The following is a 15,516-nucleotide window of genomic DNA, read 5'->3' as shown; positions in this document are numbered from 1 at the left end:
TCAAATCCTCATTCGGGGAACACCGCGGAACCGGCTTTGCCGGGCCGCTGGTGTTGCCCCCGGTGAGGGGGTTGGCGTAGCGACACGAAGTGCGCGAAGCCTGGGGGAGGTCTTAGTTCGACACCGACATGGCGTCGATGTTGATGTTCGCGTCGGGCATCACGAACACACCCGACAGGCGCTTGGCATGCGCCGACAGGTTCTGCTCGGTGACCAGCGGCACGCGCGGCAGGTCCTTGCGGATTTCGTCCTGCGCGGTCTTGTACAGCGCGGCCTTTTCCTTGTCGTCCACGGTGATCAGCGCCTTGGCGATCGCGTTGTCGACCACGTCGCTCTTGTAGAACGACATGTTGTTGAGCTTCGGTGCCCACGACTCGGAGGCGAACAGCGGGCGCAGGCCCCAGTCGGCTTCGCCGGTCGACGACGACCAGCCCGTGTAGTACATGCGGACCTTGGCCGTCTTCGGATCGGGCCAGGCATCGACCATCTCGGTGCGCTGGCCCACTTCGAGCGCCTGCACCTGCAGCTTGATGCCCACCTGTGCGAGCTGCTGCTGCACGAACTGGATCGTCTTCTGGCTGGTCGTGTTGTTGTAGGCGCTCCACAGCACCGACTCGAAGCCGTTCGGGTAGCCGGCTTCGGCCAGCAGGGCCTTGGCCTTCTTCACGTCGTAGGGAATCGGCGCCATCTTCTCGGCGAACTTCACACCCTGGGGCATCACGCCCTGCGCGGGGAAGGCGTAGCCGCCGAAAGCCACCTTCGACAGCGCTTCCTTGTTGATGGCGTAGCCGATGGCTTCGCGCACCTTCGGGTTGTCATACGGCTTTTGCAGCATGTTGAAGGCCAGGAAGCGCGTGATGATCGAGGGCGATGCCACCACTTCGAGCTTGTCGCTCTTCTTCAGCAGCTCGGCCTGCTCGTAGGGAATGGGGAAGGCAAAGTCGGCTTCGCCGGTCTGCAGCATCGCGGCGCGCGTGTTGTTCTCGAGCACCGGCTTCCATTGCAGGTTGTCGATCTTCGGGAAGCCCTTCTTCCAGTAGCCGTCGAACTTCTTGGCCTTGACGGCGTCGGTCTGCTTCCACTCGACGAACTCGAAGGGGCCCGTGCCCACGGGGTGGAAAGCGATGTCCTTGTTGCCCCACTTCTTCAGCGCGGTGGGCGAGATCATGGCGGCCGAGGCGTGGGCCAGCGAGTTGATGAAGGGACCGAAGGGCTCCTTCAGCGTGATGCGCACGGTGGTGGGGTTCAGCGCCTCGACCTTGCCGACGCGGTTGAACTGGTTGTAGCGCAGCAGCTTGTTGTCCTGGTTCAGCACGCGGTCGAGCGTGACCTTCACAGCTTCGGCGTTGAAGTCGGTGCCGTCGTGGAACTTGACGCCGCTGCGCAGCTTGATCGTGTAGACCAGGCCGTCCTTCGACACCTCGTAGCCCTCGGCGAGCACGTTCTGGACCTTCAGGTCCTTGTCGAACTGGAACAGGCCTTCATAGAAGGTCTTGGTCACGGCCGTGGTGATGGTCGTGTTGGTGTTGTACGGGTCCAGCGTTTCCGGCTGGTAGCCGATGGCCAGCACCACGTCTTTGGCAGCCAGTGCCGAGCCCGAGGCGGCCAGCGCGGCCAGGCCCAGCAATGCGGATGCCCAGCGCAGGGAGGAAGAAGATTGCTTCATGGAAGAACTCCAGTCGGTTCGTGGAAAAAATGCAGGGGGCCTGCGGGTGAAAAAACGGTTCGGAATCGGAAGATCAGAAGGCGCCGCCGATGGCATGCCGTGCAACGAAGTGGCCGGGCGCAACCTGCACCAGCGGCGGCACGTCGGGCTCGTCGCCCACGGCGCGGATCGGGCTGGGAATCTCGCCTTCGAGCAACGCGCGCGGCTTGTGGCGGCGCGACGGGTCGGCCACCGGCACGGCGGCCATCAGCTTGCGTGTGTAGGCGTGCTGCGGGGCTTCGAACACGGCGCGGCGCGGGCCGATCTCGACGATCTGGCCCAGGTACATCACGGCCACGCGGTGGCTGATGCGCTCGACCACGGCCATGTCGTGCGAGATGAAGAGAAACGCCACGCCCAGCTCGCGCTGCAGGTCGAGCATGAGGTTGACGATCTGCGCCTGGATGGACACGTCCAGCGCCGACACCGATTCGTCGGCCACCACCACCTTGGGGTTGAGCGCCAGTGCGCGCGCAATCGCGATGCGCTGGCGCTGGCCGCCCGAGAACTCGTGCGGGTAGCGCTGCGCCACTTCGGGTGGCAGGCCGACCTTCTGCAGCAGCCAGTCGACGCGTTGCTGCGCCTCGGCGCCCTTGGCGATGCCATGGATGAGCAGCGGCTCCATGATCGAGAAGCCCACCGTCACGCGCGGGTCGAGCGAGGCGAACGGGTCCTGGAAGATGAACTGGATGTTGCGGCGCAGCGCCTGCAGTTCGCGCGTGGGCAGCTCGCGGATGTTCTTGCCGCCGAACTCTATGGCGCCGCTCTGGCTCTCGACCAGGCGCAGCAGCGAGCGGCCCGTGGTCGACTTGCCGCAACCCGATTCGCCCACCAGCGCCAGCGTTTCGCCGGGGTAGAGGTCGAAGCTGATTTTTTCCACCGCATGCACGCGGCGCTTCACGCGGCCGAAGATGCCGCTGCGCACGTCGAAGCGTGTCACCAGGTCGCGCACGCGCAGGATCGGGCCGGCGTCTTCGCGCACGGTGGTCTGCGGCGTGGTGTTGGTGCAGGGCACGGTCTCGGTGCTGTCTTCGGTGCCGGACTCGGTACGAAGGAGCTCGAACTTGGCCGGCAGGTCGGTGCCCTGCATCGCGCCGAGCTTCGGCACGGCCGACAGCAGTGCCTTGGTGTAGGGGTGCTGCGGCGACGCGAACACCTGGTCGGAGGTGCCGGCTTCGACCTTGTCGCCGCGGTACATCACGAGCACGCGGTCGGCAATTTCGGCCACCACGCCCATGTCGTGCGTGATGAAGAGCACGCCCATGCGCATCTCTTTCTGCAGCTCGCGGATGAGCTGAAGAATCTGCGCCTGAATGGTCACGTCGAGCGCGGTGGTGGGCTCGTCGGCAATCAGCAGTTGCGGCTTGCACGACAGCGCCATCGCGATCATCACGCGCTGGCGCATGCCGCCCGAGAGCTGGTGCGGAAAGCGGTCGAGCACGTTGCGCGCTTCAGGGATGCGCACGAGTTCGAGCATGCGCAGCGCCTCGGCGCGTGCGGCCGAATTGCTCTTGCCCTGGTGGATGCGGATGGCCTCGGCGATCTGGTCGCCGGCGGTGAACACCGGGTTCAGCGAGGTCATCGGCTCTTGAAAAATCATCGCGATGTCGGCGCCGCGGATGCCGCGCATCGTGCTGTCGCGCGCCTGCGCCAGGTCGAGCACTTCGCCGTTGCGACGACGGAAGGCCATGCTGCCGCCGAGGATGCGACCGCCGCCGTGCTCCACCAGCCGCATCAGCGCGAGCGAGGTGACCGACTTGCCCGACCCCGATTCACCCACCACCGCGAGCGTTTCGCCGTGGTCGACGTGGAAGGACAGGCTCTTGACGGCATCGACGGTGCGCTCGGACGTCGAGAAGCGCACGGTGAGGTCGTCGACGGCGAGGACGCGGCCGTCGGGCAGATTCAGGGCAGGGGAGGACATGGCGGATGCGAGGGAAAAAGGGGCAGATGCGTCAGGCGAAGATGGCCGTCACCGGGGCTTCATCGCCGCGCGCGTGGCCGCGGTACATGCCTTCGGTGTTGAAGGCCAGGCTCAGGTTGCCGTGGCGGTCGACGGCGATCAGACCGCCGGTGCCGCCGATCGCGGGCAGCGACTCGTGCACCACGGCGTGCGTGGCGGCTGCTAGCGTCGCGCCGCCGTAGGCCATGCGCGCGCAGATGTCGTGGGCGGCCGCGACGCGGATGAACATTTCGCCGCTGCCGGTGCACGAGATGGCGGCCGTGCGGTCGTCGGCATACGTGCCCGAACCGATGAGCGGCGAATCGCCGACGCGGCCGACGCGCTTGTTGGTCATGCCGCCGGTCGACGTGGCGGCGGCCAGGTGGCCATGCATGTCGAGCGCGACGGCGCCGACGGTGCCGAACTTCTTGTCTTCGTCCAGCGGCGGCTTGGTCATGGCGGCGCCTTCGTGGTCGGTGACCACGCGGCCCGTGTCGCGCACGCGGTACAGCTGCTGGCGGCGCGCGTCGGTCGAGAAGAAGAAGGGCTCGACCATCTCCAGGCCACGGTCGCGCGCGAAGGCTTCTGCGCCCGCGCCGGCCAGCAGCACATGGGCGCCGTCTTCGAGCACGGCACGCGCGGCGCGCACCGGGCGGCGCACGTGGCTCACGCCGGCAATCGCGCCGGCCGCGAGCGTGGCACCGTCCATCACGGCCGCGTCGAGCTCGTGCGTTTCTTCGTGCGTGAACACCGCGCCGTAGCCGGCATTGAAGAGCGGGCAGTCTTCGAGCATCTCGACCGCGAGGCAGGTGGCGTCGAGCGCCGACATGCCCTTGAGCAGTGCGGCCTGCGCGGCGCGCACGATGGTCTGCAGCGCGTCGTGGTACGCCTGCGCCTGCTCGGGGTTGGTCGTCGAGGCGCTGATGGTGCCGGCACCGCCGTGGATGGCGATGACGGGCGTGACGTTCTTCATCGGGAAGCTTTCTTCTTTTTCTTGCCGGCGTCGGAAGCGACGGCGGCGGGGAGGGGAGGCATGGAGACCTGGCCGCGCGCATGGCCCTGGCCCAGCCCGCCGTGCAGCCACGGGCGCACCGCCTGCAGGATGCGGCCGGCCGACTGCGCCGCGCCGGGCGCGCGCAGGGCGACCGCGCTGGTCAGTGCCTCGATCAGCGCAAGCACGCTGGTCTCGCAGTTCGGGCGGTAGCTGGTTTCGGTCTGGCAATAGAGCACCACGTCGGCCAGCGGCGCGATGGGGGAGCTGGGGCGGTCGGTCAGCGCAAGCACCGCGCAGCCCTGGCTGCGGGCGATCTGCGCCAGCGCCACCGTGTCGGTCAGGTAGCGCGGAAAGGTGAGGCCGATGAACAGGTCCTGCGGGCCCGAGTGCATCAGCGAGCGCGCCGAATGCGTCACGCCGCTCACGCTGGAGAGCATGCGCACGTCGTTGCACGAACCGTCGAGCCCGTGCTGCAGCAGCCCCGCGAGCCAGGCGCTGGCACCGAAGCCGCCGATGTAGATCGAGCGCGCCTTCAGGATGCGCTGCACCGCAGCTTCGCAGGCGGCGTAGTCCAGCGACTGGCGCGTCGCTTCGATGTTGCGGCGGCTCTCGTCCAGCGCCGTCGCGAACACCTCGGCCACCGTCGTCGGGTGCTCCAGGTTGCCGCGCAGCCGCTCGACCGGCGCCACCAGCGATTCGAAGCCGCGCACGAGCTCGGCGCGGAAAGCGGCGTAGCCGTCGAAGTCCAGCGCCCGCGCGAAGCGGTTGGCCGTGGCGACCGACACGCCCGCCGCAGCGGCGAGCTCATCGATCGGCAACGTCGCGACCTGCAGCGGGTGCTCGAGCACGAAGTCAGCCACCTGCCGGTGCGAACGCGTCAGCCGCGGCAGCGCCTGCGCAATGCGCTGGGCCACGGTGGTGCCTGGGGTGTCGACGTTGGTGCTCATGGGGCGGGCGGTGCACCTGGGTGGGTGCGGGTGATGAAAATAGGTTTACAAATATATGACAGATATGAAAATTTTCTGTCATTTCCGATCGATATCGCAAGTAGCGGGCCAGGAGCGAGGGGCTTTGGCGAGCGCGTGACCGGGCTTGTTTCCCTTGTGGGGCGGCGCGTTCGAGGCTGTTGGGGTGCGGCGTTCAGGGATTACCCTGATGTTGTCTTTTCATCCCTTGGGCGGGGTCGGGCGTGTTGAAAACGAACGAATTAACTGCGGTGCCCGGGGCGCATAGCGACATTGACGGCCTTCTGGCCAGCCCTGAGTATCCCGAGCGGCGCGTCTTGCGCCGGGGAACGAGGAACCAACATGAGACTGGAATGGCTTCGCCGCGCGCTCGCGGTGATGGGCTGCTGTGTGATGTTCGCGGGCGTGTCCGCCTGCGGTGGCGGAGGGGGCGGTGGAGGCGGCGGCGGTGGCCTGCCGATACTCCCTCCGACCGCAGGGCCCGTGCCCCAGCAGCCGGCGCCCACACCGACGCCCACCAACCGCGTGGTGTCCGAATCCATCCAATCGGGGTTCACCGGCGCGCCTTACCCTCTTTCCGTCTACCTGCCCGCCGGCTATGACCAGGGCACCGATGCCTACCCCGTCATCTATGCCCTCGACGGAGATGCCACCAACGGCTTGCCGCAGTCGCGGTTCGCGAATCTCATGGACGTCCTGGTGAAGCGCGGCACGAAAGCCATCCTCGTTGGCATCGGGAACACCGGGCGGCGCCAGGAGGACTACAACTTTCCCGGGGCCTTCAAATACCACGACTTCCTCGCGAAGGAGCTGATTCCTTTCATCGATTCGAAGTACCGGACCAATCCCAAGAACCGGATGCTCACGGGCCTGTCGACCAGTGGCAACCTGGCGGCCACGGCGCTCTTTCTCGAGGCGCCGGACAACCTGGTGTTTTCTTCCTTCGTGTCGATCGAGGGTGCTTTCTGGCAACAGGAGGGCCAGAACAACGATCTCGAGAAGAAGATGTTCGACGCGTTGGGGGGGCGGCCGCTGCCTGTCACGCTGATCCTGGCGAGCTGCTCGAGCGGCTGCAACCAGCCGCACGTGACGGCGCTGTACCAGCGCATGGCCGCGCGAGGCTACGTGGGGCTGCAGCTGCTCAATCCGCAGTTCAACACCACGCACGTCGGGGCCGACGTTCTGGCATTTGAAGACGCCGTGGTGCGGATCTACAAGTAAGCGCTTTGGCCGCGCTGCAAACCCGACGCGCAGGGTTCGCGCGCGGCGTACTCATGCGGACAGCGGTTGGGGCGGGTAGCCCGCCTCTGTCAGCACGGCCATCACGGAAGGGCTGTCCTCCGTGGTGTCGATGCGCACCGTCCTGCTCTTCAAGTCCACCTCGATCCTGGCCTGCGGGTCGAGGTCTTTGACGGCCTTGGTGATGCGACCGGCGCAGCTGCCGCAGGTCATCGACTGGATTTCAAACGCTTGCATGAGGGTGAGTCCTTTCAAAAGAGTGACGCTCAGTCTCAAGCTTCGCATCGTGTGAAGGTCAAGCGCGGTGAGCGCCTGACCCCTGACGCCCCAAGGTCATGCGGCCGCTGAAGTTTGACTCTCCCATGGTGTGAAGGTTGAGACTTCGCGCTTTGGCTCGAAGGAGAACTCCATGGAACATCCCACGGCGCCGACGGTTGCGGCGCGCCTGTCCCTTGCTGATGTGGTTGCGCGGTCCGGCGCGTCCACGCAGCTGCTGCAAGACTGCGAATCGCTCGGGCTGCTCGATGACACGGCACACGGCGGCCTCTACGACGAACACGCCGTGTCGACGCTGCGCTTCGTGCGACGTGCGCACACGCTGGGTTTCGACACATCGGAAGTCGCCAAGCTGCACGCCCTGTGGCAAGACGGGCGCCGCGCAAGCTTCGACGTGAAGCGCGTCGCGCTTGAACGCGCTGACGACCTGGCCCAGCGCATCGAGGAACTCGCGCACATGAAGCGCCTGCTGGAGCGTCTCGCTCACTGCTGCGAAGGTGACGAGCGCCCCGAATGCCCCATCCTCGACGAGCTGGCCGGGCTCAAGGGATTCGCCGGCTGTGAAGCGCGACGGGCGTGACGCCGATCCTCAACCCGGAATGTTCGGCTCGACCAGCTGGGCCAGCGCCACCAGCGATTCCTGCCAGCCCAAGTAGCACATCTCGACAGGAATCATCTCGGGGATGCCTTCCTGCACGACGGACATGTCCGTGCCGCACGAGACCGCGGTCAGGGTCACGGTGGTCTTCATCGTGCCTGGCAGGTTGGCATCGTCGAAGCTCGCGTCATAGGCAATGCGCTGGCCGGGAACAAGTTCCAGGTACTTGCCGCCGAACGAGTGGCTGTGGCCGGTGCTGAAGTTGGTGAAGGACATGCGCCACGCGCCGCCCACCACGGGCTCCATGCTGTGGACCTTGCCAGTGAAACCGAAGGGCGGCAGCCAGCGCTCGAACGCGCTGGCCTCGACGAAGGCACGGTAGAGCTTGTCGGGGGACGTGCGCAGGACGCGGTGCAGACGAACGGTGTTGGTAGCCATGGTTGCTTTCTCCTTTGAAGTACAGAGGACGACCCTCTATGTTTACGTCGGATGAGCCCGCCGCGATTCGACACGCCAAAAGACTAGGAAAAACCCTGAGTCGACACTCCGCGCTTCAATCGATGAATCGCGCCACGATGTCCTCGAACGACGGCAAGTCCATCGGCGTGTGTCCCCCGGGGTAGCCCTTCACGCTCAACTGAAGGCCTTTGTAGTTGTGCGCTGCGATCTTGTCGTGCAAGGCGGTGATCTCCGGGCCGCCTGTGTTGGCAGCGGCGAAGCCCAACAGCAAGGTCACAGGAATCTCCCGCGTGCTGCTGTTGGCGTACATCTGGCTTTCGAGCGGCTCGAGTTGCGCGCTTGCGCCTTTGACGGGTGGATCGGAGGGGAAGAAGTACTGGAAGGTGAACTTGCCGGCCGCGCCTTCCGTGAGGAAGGCGATGAGCGTGAAGACGCCGCCGTTCGACAGGCCCGAGAGCATGCGCTTGGCCGGGTTGGCGCGGTAGTTCGATTCGACATACGGCACCAGCTGGTCGGTCAGAAAATCGTGGTACGGCTTGGCGCCGGGCATCAGGTAGTCGGTGTTACGGCGCGCCGTGCCGCCGATGCCGACCACGATGGCCTTCTTGCCGGCCTTCTCGAGGATGTCGGTGAGGTTCTGGAAGCGTGTCACGCTCTGGTTGAAGATCGCATCGCCATCGGTGATGTAGATCGCGGGGTAGGCCGTCGTCGCGCTGTCGTAGCCTGCCGGCAGATAGATGTGCAGGGGGTAGGTCGCACCCGTGGCCTCGGACTTCACCGAGGCCTGGACCACGCGGCCGCGTCCGGTGTCCGCGGGCGGTGGTGTCGGTGTGCCGCCGACCGGTGGCAACGGCAGCATCGCCACACCGCCTCCGCCGCCCCCACCACCCCCTCCGCCGCCGCAACCTGACAACCCCAGCAGCAGGGCGCAGCCCGCGGTGAACATGAGCCGGCGAAGAATCCCTCTTGTCTGCATGTGGTGTTCCTTATGGTGATGACCGTGGTGACGGAAGCCGGGGGCGATCTTAGGGGCGATGGGGTGTCGCTGTCTTCTGCATGAACACACTCAACGGATCGTCCGGGTAGTCGCCGAAGCGCTCGCGCCGCGCGTACCCCACACGCGCATAGAACGCCAGCGCCTCGGGCTGGCTCACGCCCGTCTCCAGCCGGAACATCGCGCATCCGCGCGCCGCCGCCTCGGCTTCGAGAAAGCCCAGCACCTTCGCCGCGACGCCTTGCCCGCGGTTCTGCGGTCGCACGTACATGCGCTTGAGTTCGCCGTAGCCGGGGTTCATGACGAGCGCGCCGCAGCCGATGGCCGTGCCGGCTTCGTCCCGCGCGACCGCGAACAGCACATGCGCCGCCGACAGCGCGGCAAGGTCGATGCCGTAATGGCTCTCGGGCGGGTACAGCGGCTTCTGGTACGCATCGAGGTCGTCAATGAGCTGGATGACGTCGGGCTGGTTCGGGTTTTCAATCGAAATCTGCATCGTTCGATCGTACCGAGCCGAAGCGCCGCAAAGCCCGACGCGCGACGGGGTTCCCCGCGGCGGCCAACAATGGCTGCGTCATTCATCTATCCGTGTTCGTTGTTCGTTCGATTCAAGGAGTAGCACTTTGGAATACCGTCATCTGGGCAAATCGGGCCTCAAGGTCCCCGTGTTGAGCTTCGGCACCGGCACCTTCGGCGGCAAGGGCGAGTTTTTCAGCGCCTGGGGCAGCACCGACGTGGCCGAGGCCCGCACGCTGATCGACATCTGCATGGACGCCGGCGTGAACATGTTCGACAGCGCCGACATCTACTCGGGCGGCGCCGCCGAATCGGTGCTGGGCGAGGCGATCAAGGGCCGGCCGCGCGACCGGCTGCTGATCTCGACCAAGGCCACCTTCCGCAGCGGCGAGGGGCCGAACGACGTGGGCTCGTCGCGCCAGCACCTCGTGCAGGCGGTCGATGCCTCGCTCAAGCGCCTGGGCACCGACTACATCGACCTGTTCCAGCTGCACGGCTTCGACGCGAGCACACCGGTGGAAGAAACGCTGTCCACGCTCGACGACCTCGTGCGCGCGGGCAAGCTGCGCTATGTGGGCGCGTCGAACTTCTCGGGCTGGCACCTGATGAAGTCGCTGGCGGTGTCGGAGCAGCGCGGCTATGCGCGCTGTGTGGCGCACCAGGCGTATTACTCGCTGGTGGGCCGCGAGTACGAGTGGGAGCTGATGCCGCTCGCGCAAGACCAGGGCGTGGGCGCCGTGGTCTGGAGTCCGCTGGGCTGGGGCCGGCTCACGGGCAAGATCCGCCGCGGCCAGCCGCTGCCCGCCAACAGCCGCCTGCACGTGACGGCCGACATGGGCCCGCCCGTGCCTGACGAGCTGCTGTACCGCGTGGTCGAGGCGCTCGAAAAAGTCGGCGCCGAAGTCGGCAAGACGGTGCCGCAGGTTGCGCTCAACTGGCTGCTGCAACGCCCGACGGTGTCGAGCGTGGTGGTCGGCGCGCGCGACGAAGCGCAGCTGCGCCAGAACCTGGGTGCGGTGGGCTGGAACCTCACGCCCGCGCAGGTCGCCGAACTCGACGCGGCCAGCGCGACGACGCGGGCCTATCCGTACTGGCACCAGCAGGGCTTCCTGGAGCGCAACCCCAACCCCGTCTGACCCGGTTCAGGCGGGTGTCAGCCCCAGCACCCACTGCTTGAACTGCTCCAGCGCCCCGGAGGCTGGCCGGCCTTCGGGGTACGCGAAGTAGTAGCCCTGGTGCACGTCGAGGTGCCGGTCCACCGGAATCACGAGTTCGCCGGTGCGCAGCTCCTGCTCGACCAGGATGCGCGGCGCCAGCCCCACACCCATGCCCGCCGCCGCGGCGGCCACCACCATGGTGAACAGCTCGTAGCGCGGTCCGCGCGACGCGTGCACCGTGTATTCCCATTCCTGCTGCGCGTACCAGTCGCGCCACGCATGGGCGCGCGTGCTCAGGTGCACATGGCGGCAGCGCTCGAAGCCGGCTTCGTCCCACTGGGCGTGTGCGTCGCGAAACGCGGGGCTGCAGATGGGCACCATCTCGCCTTCGGAAAAAATCAGCCCGCCGCGCGTGTTCGGCCAGAACTGGTCGCCGAAGTAGATCGCTGCGTCGTACGCGTGCTCCTGGAACGAGAAGGGCTGCGAGCGCGCCGACAGATTCACCGTGATGTTCGGGTGCAACCGGCTGAAATCGGGCAGCCGCGGGATGAGCCATTGCGTGGCAAAGGTCGGCACCACGGCCAGCTCCAGCACGAAGCCCATCTCGTGGCCGGCGCTGATCTCCAGCGTGTCGCGGCGGATCTGGTCGAGGTGGCGGCGGATGCGTGCGGCGTACTCGCGGCCCACGTCGGTGAGCGTCAGCCGCTTGCGCACGCGCGAGAACAGCGGCACGCCCAGGCGCTGCTCCAGCATCGCCACCTGGCGGCCGACGGCGCTTTGCGTGAGCGCCAGCTCGGTCGCCGCGCGGGTGAAGCTCCCCAGGCGTGCCGAGGCCTCGAAGGCCTGCAGCGCGCCGAGGTTGGGAATGTCTTTTCTCATCGCGCTATTCTGGCGGGAGCGTGCGCAGCCCGGGCAACGGCCCGGGCCCAGGCACCGAAGTCACGGAAAGGCATCTCATGCGGCGTGTGGCGATCATCGGCGGCGGGGCCATCGGCTCGGCCATCGCGTACTTCCTGGGCGCCGACCCGGCAGGCGAGGCCTTCGACATCACGGTGGTGGAGCGCGACTTCTCGTACCGGCAGGCCTCGTCGGCGCTGTCGGCCAGCTCGATCCGCCAGCAGTTTTCCACCGCCATCAACATCGAGATGTCGCTCTACGGCATCGACTTCTTCCGCACGCTGGGCGAGACCTTGCGCGTGGGTGATGACGACGCGCCTGACATCGGCCTGGTCGAGCCCGGCTACCTGTATTTGGCCTCGGCGGCGGGCGTTGACGTGCTGCGAGAGAACCACGCGATGCAGAAGGCGCACGCGGTGGACGTGGCGCTGCTGAAGCCCGAGGAACTGAAGGCGCGCTTCCCATGGATGTCGACCGAGGGCATCGCGCTTGCATCGCTCGGCCTCTCGGGCGAGGGGTGGTACGACGGCTACAGCCTGCTGCAGGCCTTTCGCAAGAAGGCCGCATCGCAGGGCGCACGGTACGTGCAGGCGCATGCCACGGGACTGTGCCGCAAGGGCCGCACCGTGACCGGCGTGCAACTCGACAACGGCGAGACGATCGACGCCGACATCGTCGTCAACGCCGCCGGCGCCTGGGCCGCGAAGGTGGCCGAATGGGCGGGCATCGACCTGCCGGTGCGCGGACGACGCCGCAGCGTGTTCAGCTTTTCATGCCCCGAGACCTTGCCCGGTTGTCCGCTGGTGATCGACACCTCAGGCATCTGGCTGCGCCCCGAAGGCCGCCAGTTCATCTGCGGCTTCGCGCCGCCCGAAGACCAGGACCCCGACGACGCGCCGCTCGAAGTCGAACACGAGGCCTTCGAGAGCTTCATCTGGCCAGCGCTGGCTGAACGCATTCCGGCCTTCGAGGCGGTTCGCATGACCGGCGCCTGGGCCGGCTACTACGAGATGAACCTGTTCGACCACAACGCGATCCTCGGCCTGCACCCGGACTGCGACAACCTGTACTTCGCGAACGGTTTCTCGGGCCATGGGCTGCAGCAGTGCCCGGCGGCGGGGCGGGGCATCGCCGAGCTGATCCGCTTTGGGGGTTATCGCAGCCTCGACCTGTCGCCGCTGTCGTTCGCGCGCATTCTGGAGAACCGGCCGTTGATCGAGAAGAACATCATCTAGGGGTGCTGCTCTGTCGGCTTGATGTCTCCGACGGGCGACAGCAGCGTCGGGTCGAAACTGGCCAGCGCTCGGCCTTCCTTCAGCCGCATCGGCCAGTCGGGATTCGACAGCGCGCTGCGTCCCAGCGCCACGAAGTCGGCGCCGTCCGCAAGTGCTGCTTCGGCGCGCCCCGGGTCGTGCAGGCTGCCGTTGGCGACGATTGCAACCCCAGGCGAATGGCGGCGCGCGAGCTGCAGCAGGCTCGGCCCCGCATCGCCGAAGGCCGGGCGCCAGGCTTCGAACTCGGTGACGTGCAGGTAGTCGATGCCGCTGTGCGCCAGCGCCCCGAACACCGTCGCCGCACCGGCTTCGGCTTCCGGCCACTTGTGGGCGAAGTCGTTGACCTTGCCTTGCGAGATGCGCACGCCGACCGGCGCCGATGCGCCCAGCATCTGCCGCACGGCGCGCGCCACGTCGACGGTCAGTTGCGCGCGGTGTGCGAGGGTGCCGCCCCAGCGGTCGGTGCGCGCGTTGGTGTGGCCGGTCATGAACTGGTCGAGCAAGTAGCCGTTCGCGCCGTGAATCTCCACGCCGTCGAAGCCCGCCACTTCCATGGCCAGCAATGCGGCGCGGGCGAAGCCGCGAATGGCTTCTGCGATGTCGGCGTCGCTCATCTCGCGCGGCACCGGGTACTCGCCTTCGCCGCGGTAGGCCGTCATCTGCGTGCCGCGGGGGCGAATCGCCGACGGTCCCGCCGTGTGGTCGCGAAAGCGGTTGAACTGCGACAGCGCGCCCGCATGCATGAGCTGCGCGATGACGCGCCCGCCCGCGCCCTGGATCGCCTTCACTACCGGCTGCCACGCGCGGGCCTGTTCGCGATCGCTCAGGCCGGGCTGGCGGAAATAGCCTTGCGAATACGCCGCGTCGGTGTAGATGCCCTCGGTGATGACGAGGCCGAAGCCGCCCCGCGCAAAGCGCTCGTAGTAGCGCGCCATGGTGCCGTTGGCGTGGCCCTCGGGCGAGGCGCTGACGCGCGTCATCGGCGCCACGGCCAGGCGGTTGGGCAACTGCAGGCCGTTCAGGTTCGCCGGCGCGAACAGCGGCGTGCTCATCGGGCGTCTCCGGGCGCGACGGCGATGGCTTCGATCTCGATCATCGCGTCGGGCGAGTACAGGCCCGAGACCTCGACGATGGTGTCGGCCGGGTAGGGTGCGGAGAACCATTGACGGCGCAGTTCGACGATCTTCGGAAAGTTCGCCATCGAGGTCAGGAAGATCGTGACCTTGACCACGCTACCCAGGCCCGTGCCGGCGGCCCGCAGCACGCGGTCGAGGTTCTTGAAAGCTTGCTCGGCCTGGCGGTCGAAATCGCCCTTGCCGACGATCTCGCCGTCGTCACCGATCGCGGCCTGGCCGGACACGAAGACGAGATGGCCGAGCTGGATGGCCTGCGACAGCAGGAAGGGCGCGTAAGGGTCAGGTTGCGTGTGGATTTGCTTGGGTTGCAGTTGCATGACGGGTGCCTTCTATGGTGAATTTCAGATCAGCCGTGGAAGTGGTTTCTTCTCGCGACCACTGGAATCTAGGGATGAAGAGCGCGCCCGACAAAGGCTGATTTTTCAGTCGACAGATGAATTCAGATAATCTGTCTGCATGCGAAGACTTCCTCCCCTGGGCGCATTGCGCGTGTTCGAGGCCGCGGCGCGTCGGCTGAGCTTCAAGGCGGCTGCCGACGAACTGCACGTCACGCCGACCGCGGTCAGCCACCAGATCAAGCAACTCGAAGAAACGCTCGACGTGCGCCTGTTCGAACGCGGCACGCGGCAGGTGCACCTGACAGCCGCCGGTCACCAGCTGTTCCCCGCGCTGCGCGACGGCTTCGACAGCTTCGAGCGCGCCGTCGACGGCGTGCGCCGCCTGAAGGGCACGCGCATCGCCACGCTGTCCTCCACGGTCGGCTTCATGGCCCGCCGGCTGGCGCCGCGCGTGGGAACCTTCCGCCACCTGCACCCCGAATGGACGCTGCGGCTGGACGCCACCAACCAGGTTGTCGATCTCGACACCGAGGCCGACGCGGCGATTCGCTACGGCAACGGTCGTTATGCCGACCTGGTCGTCGAGCCGCTGTTCCAGGACCACTACGCGCCGGTCTGCAGCCCGGCGCTGGCGGTCGCGGCGAAGAAAGACCTGCGCGCCGTCTCACTGATCCATTTCGAATGGGGACGCGCGGGGCGCGACGAAACGCTGGCGCCGGTGTGGCGCACCTGGCTCGCGCGCGCGGGCCGCACCGATGTCGATGCGCAGGCCGGCCTGTCGTTCACCGAAGAGATTCACGCGGTGCAGGCCACGGTCGCGGGGCAGGGCGTCGGCCTGCTGAGCCTGGCGCTGGTGGCCGACGAGCTGGCGTCGGGCCTGCTGGTGCAGCCCTTCGAGCTGTCGGTGGAAAGCTACCGCTACGACCTCGTGTACAGCCCGCGCGCCGCCAGCCGGCCCGCGACGGCGGTGCTGCGCGACTGGGTACACCGCGAGTTCGGCGGCGGCGAAAAGAAGGCATAGTGGCG

General features: G+C 67.0%; 16 protein-coding genes. 5 read left to right on the top strand and 11 right to left on the bottom strand.

Annotated features, from left to right (window positions below; translation table 11 throughout):
• Positions 1 to 112 precede the first annotated feature (112 nt).
• From gsiB to IG196_RS15895, 4 genes are all read right to left on the bottom strand, one after another.
• Positions 113 to 1,666 carry a glutathione ABC transporter substrate-binding protein GsiB gene (gsiB, locus tag IG196_RS15910; protein WP_101491792.1) on the bottom strand — a complete coding sequence of 518 codons (1,554 nt, stop codon included), beginning with the start codon at positions 1,664 to 1,666 and terminating at the stop codon, positions 113 to 115.
• 73 nt (positions 1,667 to 1,739) lie between these two features.
• Entirely contained in the window at positions 1,740 to 3,629 is a 1,890-nt protein-coding gene (locus IG196_RS15905) for a dipeptide ABC transporter ATP-binding protein (RefSeq protein ID WP_101491791.1), read from the bottom strand.
• A 31-nt stretch (positions 3,630 to 3,660) separates the two neighbouring features.
• Positions 3,661 to 4,620 carry an isoaspartyl peptidase/L-asparaginase family protein gene (locus IG196_RS15900; protein WP_192191896.1) on the bottom strand — a complete coding sequence of 320 codons (960 nt, stop codon included), beginning with the start codon at positions 4,618 to 4,620 and terminating at the stop codon, positions 3,661 to 3,663.
• Positions 4,617 to 5,588 carry a MurR/RpiR family transcriptional regulator gene (locus IG196_RS15895; protein WP_192191895.1) on the bottom strand — a complete coding sequence of 324 codons (972 nt, stop codon included), beginning with the start codon at positions 5,586 to 5,588 and terminating at the stop codon, positions 4,617 to 4,619. Before IG196_RS15895 ends, IG196_RS15900 begins: the two co-directional genes overlap by 4 nt.
• Positions 5,589 to 5,948: 360 nt before the next feature.
• Here IG196_RS15895 and IG196_RS15890 point away from each other — a divergent pair, with 360 nt between their 5' ends.
• Positions 5,949 to 6,827, top strand: a complete 879-nt coding sequence (locus tag IG196_RS15890; RefSeq protein ID WP_192191894.1) for an alpha/beta hydrolase — start codon at positions 5,949 to 5,951, stop codon at positions 6,825 to 6,827.
• Between the two features lie 51 nt (positions 6,828 to 6,878).
• Here IG196_RS15890 and IG196_RS15885 read toward each other — a convergent pair whose 3' ends face one another.
• Complete coding sequence (locus IG196_RS15885) at positions 6,879 to 7,082, bottom strand: heavy-metal-associated domain-containing protein (RefSeq protein WP_192191893.1); 204 nt, start codon at positions 7,080 to 7,082, stop codon at positions 6,879 to 6,881.
• Positions 7,083 to 7,254: 172 nt separating this feature from the next.
• On the opposite strand from IG196_RS15885, the gene IG196_RS15880 reads away from it, so the two are divergent.
• Positions 7,255 to 7,701 carry a MerR family DNA-binding protein gene (locus tag IG196_RS15880; RefSeq protein WP_192191892.1) on the top strand — a complete coding sequence of 149 codons (447 nt, stop codon included), beginning with the start codon at positions 7,255 to 7,257 and terminating at the stop codon, positions 7,699 to 7,701.
• Positions 7,702 to 7,710: 9 nt separating this feature from the next.
• On the opposite strand, the gene IG196_RS15875 is transcribed toward IG196_RS15880, so the two are convergent.
• The 3 genes from IG196_RS15875 to IG196_RS15865 all read right to left on the bottom strand — a co-directional run bounded on the left by IG196_RS15875 (position 7,711) and on the right by IG196_RS15865 (position 9,668).
• The gene (locus IG196_RS15875) at positions 7,711 to 8,157 is read right to left on the bottom strand and encodes an SRPBCC family protein (protein WP_101491785.1); all 447 of its coding nucleotides are present in this window, start codon (positions 8,155 to 8,157) and stop codon (positions 7,711 to 7,713) included.
• A 115-nt stretch (positions 8,158 to 8,272) separates the two neighbouring features.
• Positions 8,273 to 9,154: an alpha/beta hydrolase gene (locus tag IG196_RS15870; RefSeq protein ID WP_192191891.1), complete on the bottom strand. Its 882-nt coding sequence runs from the start codon at positions 9,152 to 9,154 to the stop codon at positions 8,273 to 8,275.
• A gap of 49 nt (positions 9,155 to 9,203) precedes the next feature.
• Positions 9,204 to 9,668 (bottom strand): GNAT family N-acetyltransferase, encoded by a 465-nt coding sequence (locus tag IG196_RS15865; protein WP_192191890.1) that lies wholly within the window; start codon positions 9,666 to 9,668, stop codon positions 9,204 to 9,206.
• 127 nt (positions 9,669 to 9,795) lie between these two features.
• Here IG196_RS15865 and IG196_RS15860 point away from each other — a divergent pair, with 127 nt between their 5' ends.
• On the top strand, positions 9,796 to 10,824 hold the full coding sequence (locus tag IG196_RS15860) for an aldo/keto reductase (protein WP_192191889.1): 1,029 nt from the start codon (positions 9,796 to 9,798) through the stop codon (positions 10,822 to 10,824).
• Between the two features lie 6 nt (positions 10,825 to 10,830).
• On the opposite strand, the gene IG196_RS15855 is transcribed toward IG196_RS15860, so the two are convergent.
• Positions 10,831 to 11,724: a LysR substrate-binding domain-containing protein gene (locus tag IG196_RS15855; protein WP_153284060.1), complete on the bottom strand. Its 894-nt coding sequence runs from the start codon at positions 11,722 to 11,724 to the stop codon at positions 10,831 to 10,833.
• Between the two features lie 77 nt (positions 11,725 to 11,801).
• Here IG196_RS15855 and IG196_RS15850 point away from each other — a divergent pair, with 77 nt between their 5' ends.
• Complete coding sequence (locus tag IG196_RS15850) at positions 11,802 to 12,977, top strand: NAD(P)/FAD-dependent oxidoreductase (RefSeq protein ID WP_192191888.1); 1,176 nt, start codon at positions 11,802 to 11,804, stop codon at positions 12,975 to 12,977.
• Here IG196_RS15850 and IG196_RS15845 read toward each other — a convergent pair.
• Together IG196_RS15845 and IG196_RS15840 are read right to left on the bottom strand one after the other, a co-directional pair.
• Positions 12,974 to 14,068, bottom strand: a complete 1,095-nt coding sequence (locus IG196_RS15845) for an NADH:flavin oxidoreductase (RefSeq protein WP_192191887.1) — start codon at positions 14,066 to 14,068, stop codon at positions 12,974 to 12,976. The two genes, IG196_RS15850 and IG196_RS15845, sit on opposite strands and share 4 nt — an antisense overlap.
• Positions 14,065 to 14,469, bottom strand: a complete 405-nt coding sequence (locus tag IG196_RS15840) for a RidA family protein (RefSeq protein ID WP_412556342.1) — start codon at positions 14,467 to 14,469, stop codon at positions 14,065 to 14,067. Before IG196_RS15840 ends, IG196_RS15845 begins: the two co-directional genes overlap by 4 nt.
• A gap of 139 nt (positions 14,470 to 14,608) precedes the next feature.
• On the opposite strand from IG196_RS15840, the gene IG196_RS15835 reads away from it, so the two are divergent.
• Positions 14,609 to 15,511: a LysR substrate-binding domain-containing protein gene (locus tag IG196_RS15835; protein ID WP_192191886.1), complete on the top strand. Its 903-nt coding sequence runs from the start codon at positions 14,609 to 14,611 to the stop codon at positions 15,509 to 15,511.
• Positions 15,512 to 15,516 lie beyond the last annotated feature (5 nt).

Origin of the sequence: Variovorax sp. 38R (assembly GCF_014843395.1) — a bacterium.
Classification (GTDB): domain Bacteria; phylum Pseudomonadota; class Gammaproteobacteria; order Burkholderiales; family Burkholderiaceae_C; genus Variovorax; species Variovorax paradoxus_H.
This window is presented reverse-complemented; position numbering and strand designations above follow the sequence as displayed.